This window comes from Azospirillum sp. VT-I1, assembly GCF_055698305.1.
Genome location: NZ_CP168805.1, coordinates 372246 through 395859, shown reverse-complemented (window position 1 = coordinate 395859; position 23614 = coordinate 372246). Strand labels below are relative to the sequence as shown.

Below are 23614 nucleotides of genomic sequence, written 5' to 3'. Positions count from 1 at the left end.
AAGCTGCGCTTGGGCCCCTTCCCTCTCCCGGGGCGGGAGAGGGAGTCAGCGGCACGGGACATCTTCCATGGCCTACAGTTTCGATTTCTCGTCCCTGTTGGACTACACGCCCGTGCTGGTGGACGGGGTGGTGACGACCGTCGGGCTGACCGCGGTCAGCACGGTGCTGGGGGTGGCGCTCGGCATCGGCGGGGCGGCGGCGCGGACATCGACCGTCAAGCCGCTGGCGCTCGTCGTCGGCGCCTATGTCGAGCTGATCCGCAACACGCCCTTCCTGGTGCAGCTGTTCTTCATCTTCTTCGGGCTGCCGTCGCTGGGCATCCGGCTGGCGGAATGGCAGGCGGCGGTGCTGGCGATGGTCATCAATCTCGGCGCCTATTCGACCGAGATCATCCGCGCCGGCATCGAGGCGACGCCCAAGGGCCAGATCGAGGCCGGGGCCAGCCTGGGCATGACCGGGCCGCAGATCTTCCGCTATGTCGTGCTCGGCCCGGCGATGGCGAAGATCTGGCCGGCGCTGACCAGCCAGATCGTCATCGTCATGCTGGGATCGTCGGTCTGCTCGCAGATCGCGGCGGAGGAGCTGAGCTTCGCCGCCAACTTCATCCAGTCCCGCAATTTCCGGCCCTTCGAGGTCTATTTCCTGGCGACCGCGCTGTATCTGGCGCTGGCGGTGGGGTTGCGCTGGGTCTTCGCCCTGATGGGGCAGCGGATGTTCGCCAAGGGGGTGTCGCGTGCTTAACTTCACCCTGTGGGACATCCTGTCCAACCTGCTGCTGGCGGCGCGCTGGACGGTGCTGCTGTCGCTGATCGCCTTCGTTTCCGGCGGGGTGGCCGGGCTGCTGCTGCTGGTCGCCCGCGTGTCGCCGCTGCCGCCGCTGCGCATCGCGGCCCGGCTGTTCATCGAGGTCTTCCAGGGCACGCCGCTGCTGATGCAGCTGTTCATCGTCTTCTTCGCCCTGCCGCTGATCGGCATCGAGACCTCGGCCTGGACCGCCGCGGCGGTCGGGCTGACGCTGTTCACCGCCGCCTATCTCGCCGAGATCTGGCGCGGCTGCGTCGAGGCGGTGCCGAAGGGCCAGTGGGAGGCATCCGCCAGCCTCGCCATGAATTTCGGGGAGCAGATGCGCCACGTCATCCTGCCCCAGGCGCTGCGCATCGCCGTGCCGCCGACCGTCGGATTCTCGGTGCAGGTGGTGAAGGGCACGGCGGTGACCTCCATCATCGGCTTCGTCGAGGTGACGAAGGCCGGAACCATGATCACCAACGCCACCTTCCAGCCCTTCCTGGTCTATGGGCTGGTCGGGCTGATCTATTTCGCCCTGTGCTACCCGCTGTCGCTGTCGGCCAAGGCGCTGGAAAGGAAGCTGAATGTCGCCCGTTAAGGCATCCCCCGCCGGTGGGCCCGCCACCGGCCGGCCTCTCGTGAAGCTGTCCGGCATCCGCAAATCCTTCGGCCCGGTGGAGGTGCTGAAGGGCGTCGACATGGCGGTGCAGGAGGGGCAGGTCGTCGCCATGATCGGCCGCAGCGGTTCGGGCAAGAGCACCCTGCTGCGCAGCATCAACGGGCTGGAGCGCATCGACGGCGGCGTTATCGAGGTGGACGGCGAATGCGTCGATCCCGGCCAGATCGACCTGCGGGCGCTGCGCCTGAAGGTCGGCATGGTGTTCCAGCAGTTCAACCTGTTCCCCCACCTGACCGCCGGCCAGAACGTCATGCTGGCGCTGAAGGTGGTGAAGAAGCAGGACAAGGCCGCCACCCGCGCCGCGGCCGAAGCGGCGCTGGCGAAGGTCGGGCTGGGCAACAAGTTCGACGCCTACCCGTCCCAGCTGTCGGGCGGCCAGCAGCAGCGCGTCGCCATCGCGCGGTCGCTGGCGATGGCGCCCAAGGTGCTGCTGTGCGACGAGATCACCTCGGCGCTCGACCCCGAACTGGTGCAGGAGGTTCTGTCTGTCGTCCGCCAGCTGGCGGAAGAGGGCATGACGCTGATCCTGGTGACGCACGAGATGCGCTTCGCCCGCGAGGTCTGCGACCGGCTGGTCTTCATGCATGGCGGCCGCATCATCGAACAGGGACCGCCGGCCGAGCTGTTCGACCGGCCCTCCACCCCGGAGCTTGCCCAGTTCATCGGCATGGTCGAGGCGCGCTGACCGACTCCCCCTGCCCTGCCCCCTCAATGCTTGTGCACGCAGAGGTCCAGCAGCGCCTTGCGCAGGCCGGAGGCGCCGCCGGGGCTGGGGATGCGCTGGCGGAAGAAGGCGTAATAGCTCTTGCTGAGCGCCGCGGCGGCCAGGCCGCGGCTGGAGCCCGGGGCGACGCGGTAGATTTCGTACAGGGCGTGCCCCAGCCCGCCGTCAAGCTGGTACTTCATCTTGATGTTCATGAACCATTGCGGCCCGAGGATGCGGCGCACGCTGTCCTCCGACTGTTTGGCGTAGATGATCTCCGGCACGTTGATCTGGATTTCCGCCGGGCGGCCGTTGGAGGTGCGCACGAAGACGGTGGTGGAGGAATAGCCGCAGGGATCGGCGTCGGCGCCAACCTCCTTCACCTGGATCAGGCCGCGCCCCTGTGAAGCGGTGAAGGCGCGCTTCAGGTCGGCCAGCACCCCGCGGCAGTCGGACAGCGTCGGCACGACGATGGTCATCCGGGCCAGATCCTTGATGGAGTGCCAGTCGCCGTCATAATCCATGCCCACCTTCTGGGTTGCCCGCTCCTCGCTCTTGATCGGCGCGGCGGAGATGACGCCGCGATACTTGGCGGCGATGGTCTGGCCGACCTGCTCGATCTCCGTCTTCGAGGCCGCCGCGTCGGCGAAGACGCCGGTCCTGATCCGCGACTGGGCGGCATCCTTGACGCTTTTCAGGAAGGCTGCATGCGCGCCGGTCGCCATGGTGGAGTTCCTTACGGGGGTGGTCGATCCCCTGCATCATAGAGCATGGCCGGCGACGGCGGAGTGATGATCGTCACTGCCCGGCTACGAGCGCTGATAGGACTGTAATCCATTAAAGAAACTCTTAACGATGGCGATGAGCGCTGTCGTGCGATCACGAACTTTAACCTTTTTGCGTGCGAAAAGGGTCTGTCTCGACTCTGGGGTACCTCTAAGGCTGTAGTTCCGCGGATTGAAAAATGATCGGTCATGCGCCCAGCTAGGAAAGTATATTTTGTAATTATCGTTCTCATGAGAGTGGGTTAGCGAAACTATGATGCCGAATTCGGCTTGATCTTCCGAGTAGCCGGATCTATGTCTTTCGAGATTTTCTCACCGTGATTTTGGCCTTCAAAGTCATTATTAAGTCAGCAAAAGGAAGACTATTGATGATCCGGCGACGCCTGTGACCATGATGGGATATAGTTGATGAACATAGCACTTCCCCCTTGAACGACCCTGTGACCGGCTGAGCCAAATTTGCCACAAGGTTCGAGAAAACTTAACCGGATTTGGAAAGGTTTCGTTAACCATTGGAACGCCAGCATGGCTTCAACGCAACGGACATAGGATCGAAGTCATGAGCACGACCACCACGCCGAGCAAGATCGTCGTCAACGCCTACGGCCAGTCCGCGGACAGCGTCGCGCCGAATTTCAAGCTGCTGGTGGATGGTCAGGAGGTCGGGTCGGCCAGTGCGGCGACCGCCTCGTCGAAGGCCTACAGCTTCTCCGCCAACCTTGCGGCCAACACGGCGCACAAGATCCAGGTCGTTTACGACAACGACACCGCGACCGGCGCCGATCGCGATCTCTACGTTCAGTCGATCGAGGTGAACGGCCACACGCTGCAGCCGACCGACGCCATCTATGAGCGTCATGACGACGCCGCCCCGGCGCCGACCCAGGCCGGCCAGGAAGCCATGTGGTGGGACGGCGCGCTGACCTTCAGCACCCCCGCCAGCTACTACGCCGCGCCGCAGAGCGCCGCCCCGGCCGCCCCCGTCACCGGTCCGGCCGCCGGCACCGCGCAGAACGTCATCGCCGTGACTGCGGCCGGCAGCGCCGCCGGCGGCGAAGGCGCCCATTTCACCGTGATGGTCGACGGCAAGGAGATCGGCAAGGGCATCGCCGACAGCGCCGAGGCCAAGGAATTCAAGTTCACCGCCGATCTGGCCCAGGGCGCGGCCCATGCGGTGCAGGTGAAGTACGAGAATGACGGCATCGTCGACGGTGCCGACCGTAACCTGTACGTCCACAGCGTCAGCGTCGACGGCAAGGCCGTCGCGGCGACCGACGACGTGGTGTCGGTCCAGCGTGAGGCCGACGGTGCCGATCTCGGCGCCACCAGCGACCTCTACTGGAATGCCACCCTGACTGCGAAGCTCGACGCCAGCCACTTCGGCGGCACCACCGGCGACGCCGGCGGCGATGCCGGCAACTCCGGCGGCGGCACCGACAGCGGCACCGACAGCGGCAAGGGCGGCAGCGCCGGCGGCAACACGGGCGGCTCCACCGGCGGCACGCCGTCGGTCAAGGTCGGCAACGTCACCGTCGCCGATCCGGGCATGGTGCAGAGCAGCGGTTCGATCGACGGCTTCCTCAGCACCAAGGGCAACCAGATCGTCGACGAAAGCGGCAACACCGTCCGCCTGACCGGCGTCAACTGGTTCGGCGGCGAGGGCTACAACTACGTTCCCTCGGGTCTGTGGGCCGACAGCTATCAGGGCCACATCGACAGCATGAAGGGCCTGGGCTTCAACGTCATCCGCCTGACCTGGGCCGACGACATGTTCTCCAGCGACGCCGTCACCAACGGCATCGACTATTCGAAGAACCCGGACCTGAAGGGCCTGACCCGGCTGGAGGTCTATGACAAGGTCATCGATTATGCCGGCAAGGTCGGCATGAAGGTGATCCTCGACCACCACCGCAACGACGGCGGCGCCGGCACCAACGAACACGGGCTGTGGTACACCGACCGGAACCCGGAATCGAAGGTGATCGAGAACTGGAAGATGCTGGCCAAGCATTATGCCGGCAACGAGGCGGTGATCGGCGCCGACCTGCACAACGAGCCGAGCGTGTCCGCGACCTGGGGCGGCGACCCCGCCACCGACTGGGCCTCTGCCGCCGAGCGCATCGGCAACGCCATCCAGTCCGTGAACAAGGACTGGCTGATGCTGGTCGAGGGCACCGAGTGGAGCAGCACGCTGGCCGGCGTGAAGGACCGTCCGATCGAGTTCGACGTTCCGAACAAGCTGGTCTATTCGCCGCACGCCTACGGCCACAGCGTCGGCAACTTCAGCTGGCTGCAGGACTCCAACTTCCCCAACAATCTGCCGGCTCAGTACGACAGCATGTGGGGCTACATCTACAAGAACAACATCGCGCCGGTGCTGATCGGCGAGTTCGGCGGCCTGATGACCAGCGGCGCCGAGCAGACCTGGGCCAACGCCTTCGTCAAGTACCTGAACGGCGACTGGAACCTGGACGGCAAGAGCGAAATCGCCGCCGGCGACAAGGGCATGAGCTGGACCTACTGGGCCTGGACGCCGGAATCGCATGACGTGGGCGGCCTGCTGAAGGACGACTACAAGACCGTCGACTCGACCAAGATGAACATCATCAAGGCGGGTCTGGCCCCGGCCTCCGGCAGCTCCGCCACCGTGGCGGGTAGCGACGAGGCGGTCTTCACCGTGCAGCTGGCCAACGCGGTCACCGCCCCGACCACCATCGACTATTCGACCGGGGACGGTACGGCCAAGGCCGGGTCCGACTACACCGCCGCCAGCGGCAGCCTGACCTTCCAGCCGGGCGAGACCACCAAGACCGTCACCGTCCAGATCCACGGCGACAATTCCGGCAACGAAGGAACGGAGAACTTCCTGCTGAACCTGACCCACGGCAACACCAGCATCGGCAGCGCCATGGGCTACATCACCGAGCACGCGGCGTAAGCTCTCCCGCGAGGACAGCACTGCAGTATGGGGCCGATCCGCGTCGCCAAGGGCGCGGGTCGGCCCCATTGCGTTTTCGGGCCTCCTTCGGGCGGACGGCGCGAAATCAAATAGACAGCTCATTCTAAAACGTGTATTCTAATTGGCATGGTCAGAACGGCACGTTTTTCGAGAACGACTTCATCGACGCAGCGATGGTTCTGGTCGCGGAAGGCGGCCCCGCCGCCGCAACGATGCAGGCGATCGCCCGACGGGTGGGAGCGCCGACCGGGTCGATCTATCATCGCTTCGAATCCCGGTCGGCCGTCCTCGGCACGGCCTGGAATACGGCCTACGCATCTTTCGTCGGGACCCTGGCCCCTCTGCTGCGCGATGGCCGTCCATGCGAGGCGGCCATGGCCATCGTTCCCTGGTGCAGGGAGAACGAACATCGCGCCCGCTTCCTTCTCCTGAATGAGCCGGTCGCCCTGTTCGAGGACAGTCCGCCCCCGGAACCGCTGCGGAAGATGCTGCAGGATCTGGAGGACGAGTTCGACAGCGCCTTCCAGGCCTGCGTCGCGGCCTGCGGAGACGGGACGGTCGGCGATGAGCCGCTGGCACGGGCCAAGTTCCTGATCTTCGACGCGCCGATCGCCATTCTCCGCCCTCACCTCTCCAGGGGGCTCCCCTGCCGTCCTTCGTCGGGCAGATGATCGCCGACCTTCATGCCGGGATGCCGATCGCCGGCATGCCGAAGGCCGTCAGGCGGTCGCCGCAGGACGCCGATGCCCCCTCCCCCGTGATCCAGGACAGCCAATGACCGAAGCGACCGAACACAGAAGCATAAAGCTCCACGCTCCGGAGGATTTCGCCGGGATGCGTGCCGCCGGTCGGCTGGCCGCATCGACGTTGGACATGATCACCGGGCATGTCAGGGTAGGGATCACCACGGCGGAGCTTGACCGCCTCTGCCACGAGTACATCGTCGACCACGGGGGGACGCCTGCCTCGCTGGGCTATCGCGGCTATTCCCATGCGACCTGCATCTCGGTCAACCATGTCGTCTGCCACGGCATACCCGGCGACCGCAGGTTGGCGGAGGGCGATATCCTCAACATCGACCTGGCGGTGATCGTCGACGGCTGGCATGGCGACAGCAGCCGCATGTATGGGGTCGGCACGCTCGGCCTGCGCGCCAAGCGCCTCATCGACGTGACGTACGAAGCGATGATGCGCGGCATCGAGGCCATCCGACCCGGTGCGACGGTGGGAGACATCGGCTTCGCCATGCAGCGCTGCGTGGAGGCGGAGCGCTTCACCGTCGTTCGGGATTTCTGCGGGCATGGCTTGGGCCGCATCTACCACGACGCGCCGGACGTGCTGAATTACGGCCGGCCTGGGGAGGGAGCGGAACTGCGGCCGGGGATGTTCCTGACGGTCGAACCGATGGTCAATGCAGGCCGGCCGGATGTGAAGATCCTCAGCGACGGGTGGACGGCCGTCAGCCGGGACCGAAGCCTCTCCGCACAGTTCGAGCACAGCGTCGGCGTCACCGAAACCGGCTATGAGATCTTCACGCTCTCACCGGCGCAGTTCACCAAGCCGCCCTACCTGCCCGCGGCGTGAAGGACCCGTTCACCGTCCTGTGGTCATGGCAAGGCTGCCGACAGCCGGCCAGTCCAGTGCCGGATGGCCGGCCAGCCGGTCGAGCAGGCGGTCCAGCAGGCCCCAGATGGCTTCGTCATGGACCCGGTGGTGCGTCAGCAGGCCGATGGGCTCATGCGGGTCGCGCCGGCCCTCCCGCCGCTCGCGCAGTTCGCGGCACAGCGTGTCGAGCAGGGCGTCGAGCGGCACGGCGGAGCGGCTGCCGCGCCAGTCGATCAGGTCGAGGTGGGTGTTGACCCAGGCGATGCCGCCCCGTTCCCGCGGCGGGGTGCCGAAGGCGGAGACGGCGCGGTAGCCGGCGGCGGCCAGCCGGTCGGGCATGTCGGCGGCCATCCGGTTCCAGGGCGGGACGAACAGCGGGAAAAGCCGGTCGCCGAACAGGCCGCGCAGGACGGACAGGCCGCGTTCGGCCTCCGCCTGCCGGACATCGGCGGGGCGCTCCGGCCCGAATTCGCATTTCTTGGCCCCGGGGGCGGCGTGGTCGGCGTGGGCCCAGCCATGGACCAGAACGGTAGCATGCGGCTGGTCCGACAGCGCCTCGGCGAGCGAGCGCTCGGCATCGGCCGGGATGACCGCAAGGCCGAGCGGGATGCCGGACCGCGCGCAGCGGTTCAGCAGCCGGTCGAGCTGGGGGCCGGCCGCCACCGCGTCGTCGTCGCGCAGCCAGACGGCGCAGCGCCGGCCGAGATCCGTCCAGCGGGCCAACTCCTCTTCAACCGCGCTCCAATCGCTCATGATCTCTTCTCCGCCAGCATGGCCTCGACGATGTCCACGCTGCGTGCCGCCCCGGCCAGCGATGCCGGGTCGAGCGGCGGGATGCGCACGCCCAGCACGGACTGCAGCGCGCCGGCAAGGCTGTCGGGGGTGAGGTCTGCCTCGCGCAGCAGGGCGATGCCGGGGCGGCGGGCCAGGATGGCGGCGCGGATGGTCTGCTCGACCTCCTTGCCGTCCTCGAACGGGCAGAAGACGCTGGGCACCCCCACCGTCAGGCAGTCGAGTGCCGTGTTGTAGCCGCAGCGGCCGACGCTGACGGCGGCGCGGCCCAGCAGGGCGCGGAAGTCGGGACGGACCGGCTCCACCAGCAGGCGGTCGGGCGGGGCCATGGCGCGCAGCCGGTCGGCCAGCGCCGCGTCGCCCTTCGCCACCAGCAGGCGCCAGCGCTGCGGCAGGGCGGCGGAGGCGGCGCAAAGGGCGGCGGCCTCGAAGACGGGACGCCCGACCGGGCCGCCGCCGGCGGTGACCAGGATTTCACCCTGCCCCTCCGTACCGTTGTCGTCGGTGGCCGGCGGCGGGACGACGAAGCCGGTGTAGCGCAGCAGCGGACGCATCGCCGGGGTCAGCGGCCAGCTGTCCTCCAGCGGCACCACGGCCGGGTCGGAATGGACCAGCACGCCGTCGTAGAAGCCGAGCAGCCGGCGTTCCGTCTCCGCCACCCGCGCCGGCTTGGAGGGCGGGGCCAGGATGTCGCGGACGGAGGCGAGCGTCAGCGGCGGGGCCGGCAGGCCGCGGGCATGCTGCAGCAGGGCGTCGAACTCCGCGGCCAGCGCGCGGCGGCCGAAGGGGAAGAGTTCGGTCACCAGGATGTCGGGGCGCAGCGCGTCGAGCAGGCCGGTCAGCATCGCCCGCCGCGCGGCGAAGGTTTCGGCATCGGCGGGGCGCCCGTCGGCGGTCAGCAGGGTGGCGAAATCGGCGCCGTCGCTCGCCAGCGGCGGCAGCTGGTGCAGGGTGGCGCCGCCGCTGCCGAGATGGGGGGCCGGACGCCCGCCGCTGACGACATCGACGCTCCAGCCGCGGGCGGAGAACGCCTCGGCCAGGGCGAGCGCGCGGCTGAGATGGCCGGTGCCCAGCAGGTGGGTGACGACGATCATGAGCTTCACGACAGGCGCTCCCCCTCGCGGTTGCCGGCGGGGCGGAGGGTGCCGTCTGCGGTGAGCGTCATGGTGTAGAGGCGGTCGCGCTTCACGGGAACCGGCGGCGGACCGCGGAAGTCCCAGCCCCAGGCGAGTGCCAGGGCGACGCGCATCACGCCGATGTGGGTGACGATGAGGTGGCTCTCCCTCTCCCCCCGGGGAGAGGGTCGGGGTGAGGGGGATGCAGTGCGTGGCTGTCACGAGAATCCTCGCCGTGCGTCCCCTCACCCTAACCCTCTCCCCGGGGGGAGAGGGGATTTCAGCCAGTCGGTCAGGCGGTCGCGGAGGTCGGCGGGGCTTTCGCCGCCGGGGGGCGGAAGTCCCAGCCCCACTCCTCGATGTCGCGGTAGCCGCTGGCGGGGTCGGCGCGCAGGTCGAGGCCGCGCAGCCCCTCCCAGGCGCCCCAGTCCATCTCGATCAGGCGAGGGTCGGTGTGGACGGGGCGGCCGTTGCCCAGCAGGCGCGCGGTCTCCACGGCGCGGGACAGCGGGCTGGCGTGCAGGGTGGCGTCGCGCCATGCCTCCGGCAGCGTCAGGCGGGACAGGCGCTCGCGGCCCTCCGGGTCCAGCGGAATGTCGGTGCGGCCCTGGATGCGCCCCTCGCGGTTCCAGGCGGTGATGCCGTGGCGCAGGAAGGCCAGACGGATCATGCCGGCACCTGCCCGGTCAGCGCCGTCAGCAGGCCGCGCAGGCGCTCCGCGGCGGCGGGAAGGCCGTGATGCGCCTCGACGTAAGCGCGGGCGGTCCGGCCGAGGGAGCGCGGGGCTGCCGGATCGGCCAGCAGCCGGGCCAGCGCGGCGGCGAAGTCCTGCGGCGCCGGGCCGGTCAGGCGGCCGCCGTCGCGGATGACGGTTCCGGTGCCGGCATTGTCGACGGCGACCACCGGGACGCCGTGGGCCTGCGCCTCCAGATAGACCATGCCGAAGGCCTCGTTCAGGCCGGGCCAGACCAGCAGGTCGGCGGCACGGTAATGGGCGGCGAGGTCCGTAGGCGCGCAGGCGCCGTGGAGCGTCACGCGCGGGCCGAAGGGGGCGAACAGGGACGACACCTCCGCCGCCGCAGGACCGTCGCCGACGATGTCGAGCGTCCAGGGCTGGGCGGCCAGAAGGTGGAGGGACTCGGCCAGCAGGCGGTAGGAGGCGAGCTTGTCACCCGGCCGCATCATGGCGACGGTCAGCAGGCGGGGGAAGAGGCAGGGCCGCTGCGTTCAACCGAGGGCGGCAGGTCGAGGAAGGGGGCAGCATCGCCACGCGCTGGCCGGGCGGGCCGTAGGCTTCCACCGCCTGCCGGTCGCGGGCGCTGACGCAGAGCACGAGGTCGGCCGCCTCGATGGCCGCTTCGGCGGCGGCGGCGAAGGCTGACCAGGGGCCGGTCAGGCGCTTGCGGGCGCGGGTCGCCTCCACCACGACATAGGGGATGCGCAGGCGGCGGGCGATGACGGGTCCGATCAGGTCGGGCGCCTTGTAATAGACATGGTAGCTCAGCCATAGCGACGGGCGCCGGTCCGGTTCAGCGGCGTAGAGGGACAGCAGGCGGTCGCACTCCGCTTCGGCCGCTGCCGTCAGACGGGCCTGGACGGCGGCGTCGCCGCTGCCGTCATAGACGCGCAGGCTGCTCGCCACCTCCACCGGGCCGGTCGCCTCCAGCGCGCGCAGGATCAGCCGCGCCATCTGGCGGTCGCCGGACGGAACCGGGTGGTCGACCGGCTTCAGCGGGGCGTAGAAGGCGATGCGCAGAGGGGATGGGCGCGGCGGGGATGGGGCGCTCACGCCGCGGCCTCCTCCAGACGGCGGACGAGGCGGTCGATGCCGGCGGTCATGCCGAACTCGGCGCGCAGGCGGTCATGCGCCGCTTCGCCCAGCCGCAGGCGCAGCGCCGGGTCGGTGGCGAGCCGCTGCAACGCGGCGGCGATGGCGGGCGGGGTGCCGTCGGTCAGCAGGCCGTGGGTGCCGTCGGCGATGAATTCGGGGATGGCCGACACGGCGGTGGACAGGATGGCGAGGCGCTGGCTCGCCGCCTCCATCAGCACGTTGGGCAGGCCGTCGCGGTCGCCGTCGCCGGCCACCACGCTGGTCAGCACGAACAGGTCGGCGCGGCGCAGCGCCCCGATCACCGCCGCCTGGTCCTGCGCGCCGCGCCACTCGATGCGGTCGGACAGGCCGAGCCGCTCGGCCTGGGCACGCAGGGCCTGCTTCAGCTCGCCGGAGCCGATATGGACCAGCCGCCAGTGCAGGCCGTCAGGCAGAGTCGCCAGGGCGTCGAGCAGCCGGTCGTATCCCTTCTTCTCCACCAGCCGGCCGACCGACAGGAACTCCACAGTGCGGTCGGGGGCGGAGCCGTCGCGCGGCAGGGCGCCCGCGCGGTCCGGCGGGGCGGGAAAGCGGCCGAGATCCAGCCCGTGATAGACGAGGTCGATGCACGCTGGATCGGCCGCCAGCCCGCGCAGATGCGCCGCCCCCACCGCGGTGCAGGTGACGCCGAAGCGGGCGTCGGCCAGCTTCTCGCGCTTCTCCCACTCCGGGGTGGTCCAGATGTCCTTGGCATGGGCGGAAAAGCCCCAGCCGATGCCGCGGATCGCCGCGGCATAGCGCCCGACCGAGGCCGGGGTGTGCAGGAAATGGACGTAGACGAAGGGGACATCCGCCGGCAGCTCCGCCGCCAGCACCAGCGCCTGCCCGAAGCGGCGGCCCCGGTTGGCGGTGCGGTCGCGCCACAGGTCGCGCAGCCAGCCCAGCGCCGTGCTGGCCAGCCCGGCCGGATGGCGGAGGATCAGCCGGCCGAGCGCGCGCAGCACCCGCCCCGGCTCGTCGCGCAGATATTCCGGCAGGTAATGGACCGGTGCGGTGATGCGGTCATGCAGGGCATGGCGGCGGCCATCGGTGGGATGGCGCAGCGACCAGATCGCCAGATCGACGCCGCGCTCCTGCAGGGCCAGGATCTCCTGCGCGATGAAGGTCTCCGACAGGCGGGGGTATCCCTTCACCACCACCGCGATTTTCAACGGCACGGCTCTCGAAACCATGGGGGACGGCACAGGGCCGTCCTTCACCAAGTCAGACGTCATGCGCGCTTGCCCATCGCCGCGCGGGACAGACGTTGCGCCGCCCGGCGGATCGGGGTGACGGCGGCTGACCGGTCGGACGCCTTTTCGGCCTCCAGCACCTCGCGCGTCAGCTCGACGATGCGGTCCAGCCCGCCGAGCAGGCCGGGCAGCGGGCTGGCCGAGGGCGGCGGCTGGGCGGGCAGCGCGCGGATGGCGTCAGCCATCGCCCGCGGGTCGCTGCCGTCGCGGTCACTGTCCAGCATGCGCAGCAGGCCCAACGCCTCCGCCGCCTCCGCCCGGATGCGCTGTTCCAGCCGCGGGCGGGTGCGCGGGGCCAGCACCGACGGCTTGTCGAAGGACAGGATCTCGCAGAAGGTGTTGTAGCCGCCCATCGCCACCACGCCGACCGCGCCGGCATAGAGATCCTCCATGCGGGAATGGAAATTGATGGTCTCCACCCTGCCCTTCAGCCGGCGGATGCGGGCGGCGAATTCCTGGCGGCGGGAATCCTCCAGGAAGGGGCCGTAGACGATCAGGGCATTGGGGGCGAGGTCCGGATCGCTCTCATAGGCGGCGATGGTCCAGTCGACCAGGGCGGCCCCGTCTCCGCCGCCGCCGGGGGTCACCAGCACATAGGGCGCCGCCATCAGGCTGTCCGCGGCCTGGACGGCGCCGCCGCCCTCCGACGGCTCCCGCCGCAGATAGCCGGTGTAGCGCACCCGCGCGGCGATCTCCGCCGGCAGGTCGAGCCCATCGAGCGGGCGGTAGACCTGCGGCAGCCCGTAGACCCAGAGCTGGTCGTAATAGCGCTCGATGGCGGCGACCGCCTCCTTGCGCTCCCATTCCGGCTGCAGCGCCTCGGGCGCGTCCAGCACGTCGCGCAGGCCCAGCACCACGCGGGTGTTGCCGGTGGCCCGCATCTCCTCCAGCGCCGGCAGGAATTCGCCGTGCAGGCCGGTCGGCTCCTTGTCGACGATGGCGAGCGTCGGGCGGAAGGCGCGGGCGGTGGCGCGGATGATCTCCGCCCGGATGGCGGTGGTCTCCTCGATCGGCAGGCCGAGGTTGCGGGCGGTGTAGCCGCCGTCCGGCTGCTTCACCACGCCCGGCAGGCGCACATGGTCGACCCGCTCCGGGAAATCGAAGCGGCCGGCGACCGGCGAGCCGGTGAGGATCAGCGCCGAGGCGTCGGGAAAGGCCGATACCAGGGCTTGGGCAATCGTCCGCGACCGCCGCAGATGCCCGAGCCCGAAGGTGTCGTGGCTGTACAGCAGGATGCGCGGCGGTGTCCGGTCGGGATGGAGGGACCGAAAGGGGGCCAGGGGCTGGTGCATGCTCGGACACTCCGCTTCAGCAAGGAGTCGGAACCGAAAAGCCGTAGCAGAACAATTCACTATGCTCGTCTGAGGACCGGCTTGGCCCCGGTGGTTGCGCGTCTGGTCCAGGTGCCGGCAGCGGCGCTCCAGCCTGGATAGAACCCCTCACATGGATTGTGCCGCGCATCAAGCCGACTTCCGGCCGAGGGACGACAACCCACCTATGCGCTGTGATATATGAATTACAGCCAAGCTCACGTTTGGTAGAGCCTGCCGGGAAAAGCGTTCAATCGCCATGATAGGGATCCAGGGCGTCGCGGAGTCCGTCGCCGAAGAAGTTGAAGGACAAGACTACCAGGATCACCGGCAGCATCGGCAATGACACCCATGGATAGGTTTCCACGGCCATCAAGTTCTGGGCGTCGTTCAGCATCACCCCCAGCTGGTCGCCGGCGGGCGCAGCCCCAGCCCCAGGAAGGACAGCGCCGTCTCGCCCAGGATCATCGCCGGGATCGACAGGGTGGCGCTGGCCAGCAGGTGGCTGGCGAAGTTGGGCAGCAGGTGGCGGCGGATGATGCGGGCCGGGCTGGCGCCCATCAGCTCCGCCGCCATGACGAAATCCTCCTCGCGCAGCGCCAGGAAGCGGGAGCGCACGGCGCGGGCCAGCGACGGCCAGTCCAGCAGGCCGAGGATGACGGAGATGCACAGGAACACCGTCACCGGGCTCCATTGCGCCGGCACGGCGGCGGACAGCGCCAGCCACAGCGGCAGCTCCGGCAGGGATTTCAGGATCTCCGACAGGCGCTGCACCCCGGCGTCGATCCAGCCGCCGAAATAGCCGGCCATGCCACCCAGCGTGATGCCGATGACGAAGGACACGGCGATGCCCAGCAGCCCGACGGTCAGCGACAGCTGCGCCCCGATGGCGAGCCGCGACAGCATGTCCCGGCCTAGCCGGTCGGTGCCGAGCAGATGCAGCGTCGCCCCCGGCGGCGGGCAGACCAGCCGCATCCGCATCTCCACCAGCCCCAGGAAGCGGTAGGGCTTGCCGGGGCAGAAGAACTCCAGCGGCATCGGCCGGCTCTCGTCCGCCTCGTAGCGCCAGCGATAGTCCTTCAGGTCGGGCTGTCCGGTGGTCGGGTAGACGAAGGGGCCGATGAACTGCCCCTCGTGGAACAGGTGGATGCCCTGCGGCGGGGCGTAGAGATGCTCCACGTCGCGTTCGTTGGCGCCGTAGGGAACCAGGAAATCGACGAAGGGCAGGCTGAGATAGGACAGCCCCAGGAACAGCGCCCCCAGCACCGCCAGCCGGTGGCGCAGGAAGCGCCGCAGCATCAGCCGCCCGGTCGAGGCGCCCGGATCGAAGCGGGTCGCCGGCCCGTCCGGTGCGGCCGGATCGGGATAGGGCCGGCTGTCGACGTAATGGTCCCAGCCGCCTTTCACAGCCCCGCCTTCCCTGCCGCCGCCTTCAATGCTCGGCTCTTTCATGACTGGGCCTTCCTTCCCTTGCCCAGCCGGATGCGGGGATCGAGCAGCGCCAGCGCGATGTCGGAGATCAGCATGCCGACCAGCACCAGCAGCGAGATGAACATCAGGATGAAGCCCGACAGGAAGATGTCCTGCGCCCGCAGCGCCTCCAGCAGGGCCGGCCCGATGGTGGGCAGGCTCAGCACGACGGAGATCAGCACCGAACCCGAAACCAGCGAGGGCAGCAGCGAGCCGATGTCGGAGACGAAGGGGTTCAGCGCCATGCGCAGCGGATAGCGTGTCAGCCGGCGCAGCGGCGGCACGCCCTTGGCCTTGGCGGTGACGACATAGGGCTTGCCCAACTCGTCCAGCAAATTGGCGCGCAGGCGACGCACCATGGCGGCGGTGCCGGCCAGGCCGATGACGATGGTGGGGACGATCAGGTGCTGCAGGATCGAGCCGGCCTTGGCCCAGCTCATCGGCTGGTTCTCGTACTGGGCGTCCACCAGCCCGCCGATGGGCAGGCCCAGCCATTTCTGGCCGTAATAAAGCAGGATCAGCGCCAGCAGGAAGTTGGGCGTCGCCAGCCCGATATAGCCGATGGTGGCGGCGAGGTAATCGACCCAGCTGTTGGCGCGGATCGCCGCCAGCGCCCCCAGCGGAAAGGAGACCAGATAGACGAACAGCACCGCGGCGACGTTGAGGATGACGGTGAACCACAGGGTCTCGCCCACCACCTCCGCCACCGGCTTGTTGAACTCGAACGACCAGCCGAGGTCGCCCTGCAGCAGGCCGTTGAAGCCGTTCGGTCCCGGCCAGACGCCGATCCAGACCAGATATTGCTCGGGCAGCGGGCGGTCGAGCGCATATTCGCGCCGCAGGAACTCCGCCTTCGCCAGCCCGGCCTCCTGGCCGGTGGCGCGCAGCTCCGCGATCTGGTTGGACAGATAGTCGCCGGGCGGCAGGTTGATGACGATGAAGATCAGCATCGACACCACGAACAGCGTCGGGATCATCACCAGCAGCCGGTGCAGGATGAAACGCAGCATGGGCGGTCATTCCCCCTGCGGTGGATGCCGGCCGGCTCCGGATCGGCCGGGCGGGCGTCGGCGAAATAGAACTCGTCGGGCCGGTAGATGCCGAGATAGGCGCCGGGATCCCACAGCCACAGCCCCTTGTCCGGGACGTTGCGCAGACGGTTGGCGACGGCGATGGGCTGCGGCGTCTTCGACACCACGCCGATGGCGAAGATCTGGTCGGCATGGATGTCGAGCATCGCCGACCACAGGGCGCGCCGTTCGGTCTCGTCGGTGGTGTGGCGCCAGCGGCGGGCGAAGTCCATCAGCTCCTGCGCGACCGGCATGTCGATGGGTTCGCCGGCGCTGCCGGAGGTCTGGTAATGCTGCCCCCATTTCGGCCAGCTGAAATTCTCCTGGGTCATCGGGGCCAGCTCCTCCGGACTGCTGTCGGGATCGGGGACGCCGTTGTCCCAGCCGCCCCACACCGCCATCATCGTCTGGCCGGCATAGACGCGGTTGCGCAGCACGTCGCGGTCCACCGTGCGCACCAGCAGCCGGACGCCGATGTCGCGCCAGGTCTCCGCGATGATCTGCAGCGCGTCGGCCACCTCCGGCTTCTCGCCCGCCGATTCGACGATGACCTCCAGCGGGCGGCCGTCGGGCAGCTCGCGGTACAGCTCGCCGCGCTTGCGCTTCAGCCCGATCCCGTCGAGCAGCGCCGCGGCCTGGCGGGGGTCGTAGCCGGTCCAGACGCCGGTGCGTTCCGGCTTGTAGAGCGGGCTTCCCGGCAGCACGTCCACGCCGCTTTCCCGCGCCAGCCCGAAGAAGAGAGAGCGGTTGATGATCCGCCGGTCGATCCCCATCGACAGGGCGCGGCGGAAGCGGGGATCGCGCAGCAGGGGGCGCCAGACCGGGTCGTTGTAGTTCAGGTTGGGATAGAGCGCGATCTCCGCCGCCTTGCCCTCCGGCCACAGCAGGGTGCGGTAGTTGCCGGCCGCCTCCCCCGCCACCAGCACCGGCACCTGGGAGAAGGTCAGCCCTTCGGCCTGCAGGTCGGCCTTGCCGGTGGCGACCTGCGCCGGGATCAGCCCGCCGGCCATCACCGTCACGTCCAGCCCGTCGGTGTAGGGGAGCTGCATGCCGCGCGTGTCGAAGCGGTGGTAATAGGGGTTGCGCTGGAACAGCAGATGGCTGCCGGTGCCCTTCGACATCGCCATCCAGGGCTGGAGGGTCGGTTCGTCCGGGTTTTCCATCCGGAACATGTCGTCACGGGCGTTGTGCAGGGCCGCCCAGTTGCGGACCTTGTACTTGGCGATCAGCGGCGCCAGCTCCGCCTCGGTGGTGTAGCGGGCGTGGAAGCGCTTCAGGTAATGGGCCGGCCGGTAGATGAAGGGCGGCCGGGCGGCGGCCAGCGTGGGAAGGAAATAGGGGTTCGGCTCCTCCCAGCGGAAGCGGACGGTGACCGCGTCGGGGAAGCTGACCTCCGGCGGCTTGCCGTCCACCAGCATGAAGCGCGGCGGGCCGGACGGCGACAGCATGGGATTGTTGGCGATGTCCTCCCACCAGTAGCGGATGTCGTCGCTGGTGAAGGGGGCGCCGTCGGACCAGCGGTGGCCGGCCCGCAGGGTCAGGGTGAAGTCGCGGCCGTCGACGACGGTCACGTCCTTCAGGATGTCGGGGACCAGCTCGCGCTTCTCGTTGTAGCCGACCAGCCGGGCATAGCCGTAGAGCACGGCGATGCGGCTGTTGCGCCGCTGGGTGATGAAGGTGCGGATCCAGCCGCCGGACCGTCCGAGGTCGCGGCCCTTCGCCGTCGGATCGACGATCAGCGGCTCCTCCGGCATGCGCTGGCGGACGGGGGGCAGCAGGCCGTAGGTGACCTCGTCGCGCAGGAGCGCCGGTTCCTGCGGGGTGAAGGCGGCGGCGGGGGTGGTGAGGAGGAGGAGAAGGGGGAGAATGAGTGCTCGTAATCCCGCGGGCTTTTTCCCTCTCCCCCCGGGGAGAGGGTCAGGGTGAGGGGGATGCATTGCAGGAATTTTGTGAAAGGACCGCCGCGCGTCCCCTCACCCACCCCGCCGCAAAGCGGCGGGGCCCCCCTCTCCCCGGGGGGAGAGGATGAGAGTCTCCGGTGATGGGAAAGCGCTTGATCATGCCGCCCGCCTCGCGAAATGGCCCCTCACGAAATGGCCGGGTGCGGCTTCCACCAGCGGGGGCGGGGCGCCGTCGGGGGTGGGGCGGAAGGGTTCGGGCCACAGGTCGGGGGCGCCGGCACCCAGCGCCACGGTGGCGACGTCGATCGGGCGGCTGACGTCCGGTTCGGGCGAGGCGGCGATCAGCGCGCGGGTGTAGGGGTGCAGCGGGGCGGAGAACAGGACGGCGGGCGGCGCCTGCTCCATCACCCGGCCGGCGCGCATCACCGCCACCCGGTCGGCCAGCCGCGCCACCACCGCCAGATCGTGCGAGATGAACATCAGGCTGAGGCCGAGCCGCCGCTTGATCGATTCCAAGAGGTCGAGAACCTGCGCCTGCACTGACACGTCGAGCGCCGAGGTCGGTTCGTCGCAGATCAGCAGTTGGGGATCGAGGGCGAGCGCGCGGGCGATGCCGATGCGCTGGCGCTGGCCGCCGGAGAAGGCGTGGGGATAGCGGCTGGCCCAGGCGGGATCGAGCCCGACCTGCGCCATCAGCGCCCGCACCCGCTCGCGCCCCTCGCCGCGGCCGCAGACGCCGTGGATCGCCAGCGGCTCCGCGATGATCTCGCCGACGCTCATGCGGGGGCTGAGGGAGGCATAGGGATCCTGGAACACCATCTGGGCACGGCGGCGGTAGGCGGTCAGCTCCGGCCCCGCGGCGGATAGGAGATCGAGCGGCGGTTCCCCGGCGGACGGCCGGAACAGCAGGCGGCCGCCGGGGTCCGGCCGCTCCGCCAACATGGCAAGGCGCGCCATCGTCGTCTTGCCTGATCCTGACTCGCCGACGATGGCCAGCGTCTCCCCCCGCCGCACGGACAGGTCGATGCCGTCCAGCGCCCTCACCCGGGTGGAGCCGCGCTCGTAGGTCTTGGCGACGCCGTGGAACTCCAGGATGGCGTCCTCCGCGCCCGTGGCGGGAAGCGCGCAGGTCATCTCGGGGATGGAGGGGGCGGCGGCCATCAGCTTGCGGGTGTAGCCGTGCAGCGGCCGGCCCAGCACGTCGGCACAGCACCCGGACTCCATCACCCGGCCGGCGCGCATCACCACCACGGCGTCGGCCATGTTGGCGACCACCCCCAGGTCATGGGTGACCAGCAGCACCGCCATGCCGGTCTCGGCCTGCAGTTCCTTGATGAGCGCCAGCACCTGGGCCTGCAGCGTGACGTCCAGCGCCGTGGTGGGTTCGTCGGCGATCAGCAGCTGCGGGCGCGCCACCATCGCCATGGCGATCATCGCCCGCTGGCGCAGGCCGCCCGACAGCTGGAACGGGAAGGAGCGGAAGGCGCGCAGCGGATCGGGGAAGCCGACCCGGTCGAACATGGCGAGGCACTGGTCGCGGGCGCTCCGGCGGTTGCAGTGGCCGTGCAGCCGCAGCACCTCCATCGTCTGGTCGCCGATGCTGTGGAGCGGCGACAGCGCGCTCATCGGTTCCTGGAAGATCATCGAGATGCGGCTGCCGCGGATGTCGCGCAGGCCCGACCGCGACAGGCGCAGCAGGTCGACCGCCTCCGGCCCCCGGCCGAACAGGATGGAGCCGCCGGTCACCTCCGCCCCGCGCGGCAGGATGCTCAGGATGCTGCGGCAGGTCAGCGTCTTGCCGGATCCGGATTCGCCGACCAGCGCGACGCTCTGCCCCGCCCCGACCGAGAAGCCGACGCCGTCGACGACCGGACGGTCGACCGGCGCATTGCGGAAGCGGATCGTCAGGCCCTCCACCTTCAGCATCGTTCAGCTCTCCAGGAGGAATGCCCTCTCCCGCCCCGGGAGAGGGAGGGAACCCACGCCGAAGGCGTGGGGAGGGTGAGGGGCAATGTGGACATGGATCATCGCCTTTTGCCTCACCCTCACCCTTCCCATGCTCCGCATGGGTCCCTTCCCTCTCCCGGGGCGGGAGAGGGACTTGAGCATCCGAGGGCGTCGGCGTCGAACCGGCCGGTCCCTCGCTGGTCAGGCGTTTGCCGATCTGCTGGATCACCCGCATCGGCAGGTCCGGGACCGAGGGCAGAAGCCGCAGCATCGCCGCACCGTCCAGCCGCAGCAGACGCAGGTCGGTGCGCGCCCGGATGGTGGAGAAGCGGCGGACGCCGGCCAGAAGCTCCACCTCGCCGATCACCTCCGGCGGCTTGATGTAGGCGATGTGCAGCGGCGGCTGGTTGTCGGGCATCAGCCGCACCAGCTCCGCCTCGCCCTCCGCCAGGACGAAGACGTATTCCGACTGCTCGCCGCTGCGGTAGATGAAGTCGCCGGCCGATACCGCCCGCCATTCCGATGCCGCCAGCATGCGGCGCAGCACCGTTTCCGGCAGGTCGGAGAAGACGGGGGAGCGGGACAGCAGGCGAAGCGCCGGCTCGTCGGTACCCTCTGCATCGCCGGGCATGGTGTCGTCGTCGGCGTCGCCGCCGTTCTGGCCGCGCCGGACCAGCCGGCCGTCCTCCAGGTCGTAGAGCGCGTCGAAGGCCGGGTTGTCGGTGATCCGCTCCTCCAGCACGATCATCGTCATGGTCGGCAGCAGTTCCTTCATGCGCAGGAAGATGCGCAGCCGTTCCTCCGGGTCGTAGCTGTTCAGCGCCTGATAGATGACGAAGATGTCGGGCTTCTTCATCAGGCCGCGGATCAGCTGCACCCGCTGGCGCACGCTGATCGGCAGCAGCGAGCCGCCGATGCCGACCTCGCCCAGCGCCACCAGGATCAGCACGAAGGCGCGCGCGTCGGTCCGCTCCAGCGCCTCGTCCACCAGGGACCGCAGCTGGGTGATGGCGCGGGGATCCTCGGTGGTGATGCGGCCGAACAGCAGATTGTCCATCACGTTCAGGCGCGGGTGGTAGAGATCCGGGTCGAAGACCGCGACCTTGTCGCGCAGCTCATGCGGCATGTCGTCCAGCAGGCGGCGGCGGATCGCCATGATCGCCTCGCGCTCCGGCGGCGGGGCGAAGTCCATGCCGTCGCGCTTGGGCACGATCATCAGGAACATGGTGGCGAACAGCAGCGTGTCCGCCTCCTGGTGGCGGCGTTGGGGCCGCTCCGACCGGCGCTTCAGGCGGGTGACCGCCTCCACCAGCTCCTCGAACAGGGAGTCGTCGATGTGCGGGTAGCGCATGATCATGACGTCGCCGTCGGCGCTGTCGCGATAGACGCTCACCACCCGCATGGCGAAGCGCCGGCCGATGCGAACCGCGGAGTCCCACAGCCCGTGCGCCTCCATCAGGGCACGGATGGTGGGGTCGCAGACCATGCGGGCGACGGTCAGCCGCTTGCCGTCCGGCAGGCCGAACAGCATGTTCTCCGCCAGGCTGGCATAGGGGTTGAAGCGGTCGCGGTCGAAGCGGGCCAGCAGCGTGTCCATGCCGCGCTCGGTGATGGCGTCGCGCAGCCAGTGGCGGGCGCGCAGCAGCGGCTGGGCGACGAAGGGATAGTCGTCGGGATCGAACACCTCGCGCAGGCCGCGCTGGTAGACCGCACTCTCGCCGCCGGTCGCCGCCAGACACTGCATGAACCAGGGGCGCAGGCTGGCCCAGTCGGTGGCGCCGATCATGGCGAAGTCGGTCCAGATGCCCTCCATGCTGTCGGCGGAGTTGCCGGACGCCTCCGCCTCCACGATCTCGCGGCGGCGGGCGGGGCTCATCGTCTCCGGATCGTCGGGCGGCGGGCGATGGCGCAGGCCGTAGGTGATGTTCTGCATCATGCTGCCGGTGAACATGCGCGGTTCCGGGCTGGCATAGGCCATGCGGCGCCCCAGCAGGTCGAGCGGCAGCTGGTCCAGCGTCTGGTCGCCGATGGTGATCCGGCCGGAGGTCGGCGGCGACAGGCGCACCAGCACCTCGGCCAGACGGCGAAGCGCCAGCGCGTTGGTGCCGGCGATGCCGACCAGCGCGCCCGGCGGCACCTCCAGCGACAGCCGTTGCAGCATGCGGTCGCCGTACTCGTTGGCCCAGGTCACCGCCTCCAGCCGCAGCGGCGCCTTCAGGTCGGTGGGCGTGGCGGGCGTCGGCGCGGCCCATTCGAACAGGAAGGGCGGGGAGAACTGGTCGGCGATCTGCTCGTACTTGATCTGGGCGTCGATCATGTTCTGGTAATAGTCGAGCAGTTCCTTCCAGGGGGCGGTCAGGTCCTTGAAGGCCGACAGCGCCGCCACCAGCGCGCCGATGGTCAGGTCGCCCTGCAGGACCAGATAACCGCCGATGGAGAACAGGAAGAAGGGCGTGATCTGGTTGATGAAGTTGTTCAGGAACTTGACGAAATACTTGCGCTTGTAGATCTCCAGCCTGATCCAGTAGATGCTGCCGAGATATTGGGAGAATTCGGCCAGGACGTAGCGGATGGTGCCGTTGACGCGGACCTCGCGGACATTCTCCACGCTTTCGCCGATGCGCTCGGACAGCTGCCGGACCTTGCGCACCCGCTCCTTCCCCAGCATCTTCACTTTGATCTGCAGCTTGGGGATGATGTAGGCCTGCACCGGGATCAGCGCGATCGACACCAGCCCGATGGTCGGCTGCTGGATGAACAGGAACAGCAGGATCGTCAGCATCGTGCCGCCCTGGTAGAGCGGCTGGGCGAAGGAATCGCCGATGAATCCCGCCAGCGGTTCGGTTTCCGAGGCGACGGTGGAGATCAGCTCTCCCTGGCTGACCTTGGAGAAATGCGGCAGCGGGAAGCGCAGCATGCGGTCGAGCAGCATGAAGCGCAGGCGCCGCACCTGCCGTTCGCCGACCACCCCCTTGAAGGTGTTGATGCGCATCTTGAAGGCGCCGTTGGCCAGCACCAGCGCCAGGAAGGTGAAGCACAGCACCAGCAGGTAGGTCACCGGCCCCATCGTGACGCCCAGGATCTCGCGTTCCGGCTGGGGATCGGACAAGGCCCGGTTGATGATGATCTTCGGCAGTTCCAGCGATGCGTAGAGCACCGGGAAGGATGCGATGGTCAACAGGGCGAGCAGGATCTGCTGTCGGCCGCTGTGCTTCCAAATGAACTGAAAAATATTGCGGTCCATCAATGGCCTTCAGCGTCGCGACCGTCGTCCGCCCGAACGGAGCCCGGCACCGGTGCCGGGGTCCGCTGGGGCGGAAGGGACAGAAGATTGGCGTCGGCCGGGCCGTTTTCCACTGCCGGCCCCGCGCCTTCCCCCGGCATGCCCG

The 23614-nt window shown here is 69.1% G+C and carries 16 protein-coding genes and 3 pseudogenes; 6 read left to right on the top strand and 13 right to left on the bottom strand.

All coding sequences use genetic code 11. From position 1 onward, the window contains the following. The first annotated feature begins 67 nt into the window (after positions 1–67). The 3 genes from AB8P05_RS27510 to AB8P05_RS27500 are packed head-to-tail and all read left to right on the top strand — an operon-like array spanning position 68 to position 2151. Complete coding sequence (locus AB8P05_RS27510) at positions 68–742, top strand: amino acid ABC transporter permease (protein WP_472761260.1); 675 nt, start codon at positions 68–70, stop codon at positions 740–742. Next, the gene (locus AB8P05_RS27505; protein ID WP_472761259.1) at positions 735–1385 is read left to right on the top strand and encodes an amino acid ABC transporter permease; all 651 of its coding nucleotides are present in this window, start codon (positions 735–737) and stop codon (positions 1383–1385) included. Before AB8P05_RS27510 ends, AB8P05_RS27505 begins: the two co-directional genes overlap by 8 nt. Next, positions 1372–2151 (top strand): amino acid ABC transporter ATP-binding protein, encoded by a 780-nt coding sequence (locus AB8P05_RS27500; RefSeq protein ID WP_472761258.1) that lies wholly within the window; start codon positions 1372–1374, stop codon positions 2149–2151. The genes AB8P05_RS27505 and AB8P05_RS27500 overlap by 14 nt, the downstream gene beginning before the upstream one ends. A gap of 23 nt (positions 2152–2174) precedes the next feature. On the opposite strand, the gene AB8P05_RS27495 is transcribed toward AB8P05_RS27500, so the two are convergent. Further along, positions 2175–2894: a nucleotidyltransferase family protein gene (locus AB8P05_RS27495; protein WP_472761257.1), complete on the bottom strand. Its 720-nt coding sequence runs from the start codon at positions 2892–2894 to the stop codon at positions 2175–2177. Positions 2895–3513: 619 nt separating this feature from the next. On the opposite strand from AB8P05_RS27495, the gene AB8P05_RS27490 reads away from it, so the two are divergent. The 3 genes from AB8P05_RS27490 to map all read left to right on the top strand — a co-directional run bounded on the left by AB8P05_RS27490 (position 3514) and on the right by map (position 7497). Then, positions 3514–5892: a cellulase family glycosylhydrolase gene (locus tag AB8P05_RS27490; protein ID WP_472761256.1), complete on the top strand. Its 2379-nt coding sequence runs from the start codon at positions 3514–3516 to the stop codon at positions 5890–5892. A 194-nt stretch (positions 5893–6086) separates the two neighbouring features. Next, positions 6087–6584, top strand: a complete 498-nt coding sequence (locus AB8P05_RS27485) for a TetR/AcrR family transcriptional regulator (protein WP_472761255.1) — start codon at positions 6087–6089, stop codon at positions 6582–6584. Between the two features lie 103 nt (positions 6585–6687). Continuing rightward, entirely contained in the window at positions 6688–7497 is an 810-nt protein-coding gene (map, locus tag AB8P05_RS27480; protein WP_455175568.1) for a type I methionyl aminopeptidase, read from the top strand. Positions 7498–7506: 9 nt separating this feature from the next. Here map and AB8P05_RS27475 read toward each other — a convergent pair whose 3' ends face one another. The 12 genes and pseudogenes from AB8P05_RS27475 to AB8P05_RS27420 form a co-directional block, all read right to left on the bottom strand. Beyond that, positions 7507–8271, bottom strand: a complete 765-nt coding sequence (locus AB8P05_RS27475; RefSeq protein WP_472761254.1) for a polysaccharide deacetylase family protein — start codon at positions 8269–8271, stop codon at positions 7507–7509. After that, positions 8268–9413 (bottom strand): glycosyltransferase family protein, encoded by a 1146-nt coding sequence (locus AB8P05_RS27470; RefSeq protein WP_472761253.1) that lies wholly within the window; start codon positions 9411–9413, stop codon positions 8268–8270. Before AB8P05_RS27470 ends, AB8P05_RS27475 begins: the two co-directional genes overlap by 4 nt. Continuing rightward, positions 9410–10095, bottom strand: a pseudogene (locus AB8P05_RS27465) (histidine phosphatase family protein). Before AB8P05_RS27465 ends, AB8P05_RS27470 begins: the two are co-directional and overlap by 4 nt. Then, positions 10092–10610 carry a glycosyltransferase family 4 protein gene (locus AB8P05_RS27460; RefSeq protein ID WP_472761252.1) on the bottom strand — a complete coding sequence of 173 codons (519 nt, stop codon included), beginning with the start codon at positions 10608–10610 and terminating at the stop codon, positions 10092–10094. The pseudogene AB8P05_RS27465 and the gene AB8P05_RS27460 overlap by 4 nt, the downstream one beginning before the upstream one ends. Continuing rightward, a complete protein-coding gene (locus AB8P05_RS27455) occupies positions 10594–11214 on the bottom strand; it encodes a hypothetical protein (RefSeq protein WP_472761251.1) in 621 nt (206 codons plus the stop codon). Before AB8P05_RS27455 ends, AB8P05_RS27460 begins: the two co-directional genes overlap by 17 nt. Continuing rightward, complete coding sequence (locus AB8P05_RS27450; protein ID WP_472761250.1) at positions 11211–12467, bottom strand: glycosyltransferase family 4 protein; 1257 nt, start codon at positions 12465–12467, stop codon at positions 11211–11213. Before AB8P05_RS27450 ends, AB8P05_RS27455 begins: the two co-directional genes overlap by 4 nt. 38 nt (positions 12468–12505) lie before the next feature. Then, a complete protein-coding gene (locus AB8P05_RS27445) occupies positions 12506–13819 on the bottom strand; it encodes a glycosyltransferase family protein (RefSeq protein ID WP_455175563.1) in 1314 nt (437 codons plus the stop codon). A gap of 268 nt (positions 13820–14087) precedes the next feature. Next, positions 14088–15289, bottom strand: a pseudogene (locus AB8P05_RS27440) (ABC transporter permease). Further along, positions 15286–16317: an ABC transporter permease gene (locus tag AB8P05_RS27435; protein WP_455175562.1), complete on the bottom strand. Its 1032-nt coding sequence runs from the start codon at positions 16315–16317 to the stop codon at positions 15286–15288. Before AB8P05_RS27435 ends, AB8P05_RS27440 begins: the two are co-directional and overlap by 4 nt. Beyond that, complete coding sequence (locus AB8P05_RS27430; RefSeq protein ID WP_472761249.1) at positions 16284–18314, bottom strand: ABC transporter substrate-binding protein; 2031 nt, start codon at positions 18312–18314, stop codon at positions 16284–16286. The genes AB8P05_RS27435 and AB8P05_RS27430 overlap by 34 nt, the downstream gene beginning before the upstream one ends. Before the next feature lie 120 nt (positions 18315–18434). Then, entirely contained in the window at positions 18435–20204 is a 1770-nt protein-coding gene (locus AB8P05_RS27425; protein ID WP_472761248.1) for an ABC transporter ATP-binding protein, read from the bottom strand. Between the two features lie 289 nt (positions 20205–20493). After that, positions 20494–23292: pseudogene (locus tag AB8P05_RS27420) on the bottom strand (ABC transporter transmembrane domain-containing protein); the annotation flags it as partial. Between the last annotated feature and the right edge of the window lie 322 nt (positions 23293–23614).

Coding starts and splice junctions, on each gene's coding strand:
- AB8P05_RS27510 (WP_472761260.1), top strand. CDS start 68: ATGGCCTACAGTTTCGATTTCTCGTCCCTGTTGGACTACACGCCCGTG.
- AB8P05_RS27500 (WP_472761258.1), top strand. CDS start 1,372: ATGTCGCCCGTTAAGGCATCCCCCGCCGGTGGGCCCGCCACCGGCCGG.
- AB8P05_RS27495 (WP_472761257.1), bottom strand. CDS start 2,894: ATGGCGACCGGCGCGCATGCAGCCTTCCTGAAAAGCGTCAAGGATGCC.
- AB8P05_RS27490 (WP_472761256.1), top strand. CDS start 3,514: ATGAGCACGACCACCACGCCGAGCAAGATCGTCGTCAACGCCTACGGC.
- AB8P05_RS27485 (WP_472761255.1), top strand. CDS start 6,087: ATGGTTCTGGTCGCGGAAGGCGGCCCCGCCGCCGCAACGATGCAGGCG.
- map (WP_455175568.1), top strand. CDS start 6,688: ATGACCGAAGCGACCGAACACAGAAGCATAAAGCTCCACGCTCCGGAG.
- AB8P05_RS27475 (WP_472761254.1), bottom strand. CDS start 8,271: ATGAGCGATTGGAGCGCGGTTGAAGAGGAGTTGGCCCGCTGGACGGAT.
- AB8P05_RS27460 (WP_472761252.1), bottom strand. CDS start 10,610: ATGATGCGGCCGGGTGACAAGCTCGCCTCCTACCGCCTGCTGGCCGAG.
- AB8P05_RS27450 (WP_472761250.1), bottom strand. CDS start 12,467: ATGGTTTCGAGAGCCGTGCCGTTGAAAATCGCGGTGGTGGTGAAGGGA.
- AB8P05_RS27445 (WP_455175563.1), bottom strand. CDS start 13,819: ATGCACCAGCCCCTGGCCCCCTTTCGGTCCCTCCATCCCGACCGGACA.
- AB8P05_RS27435 (WP_455175562.1), bottom strand. CDS start 16,317: ATGCTGCGTTTCATCCTGCACCGGCTGCTGGTGATGATCCCGACGCTG.
- AB8P05_RS27430 (WP_472761249.1), bottom strand. CDS start 18,314: ATGCATCCCCCTCACCCTGACCCTCTCCCCGGGGGGAGAGGGAAAAAG.
- AB8P05_RS27425 (WP_472761248.1), bottom strand. CDS start 20,204: ATGCTGAAGGTGGAGGGCCTGACGATCCGCTTCCGCAATGCGCCGGTC.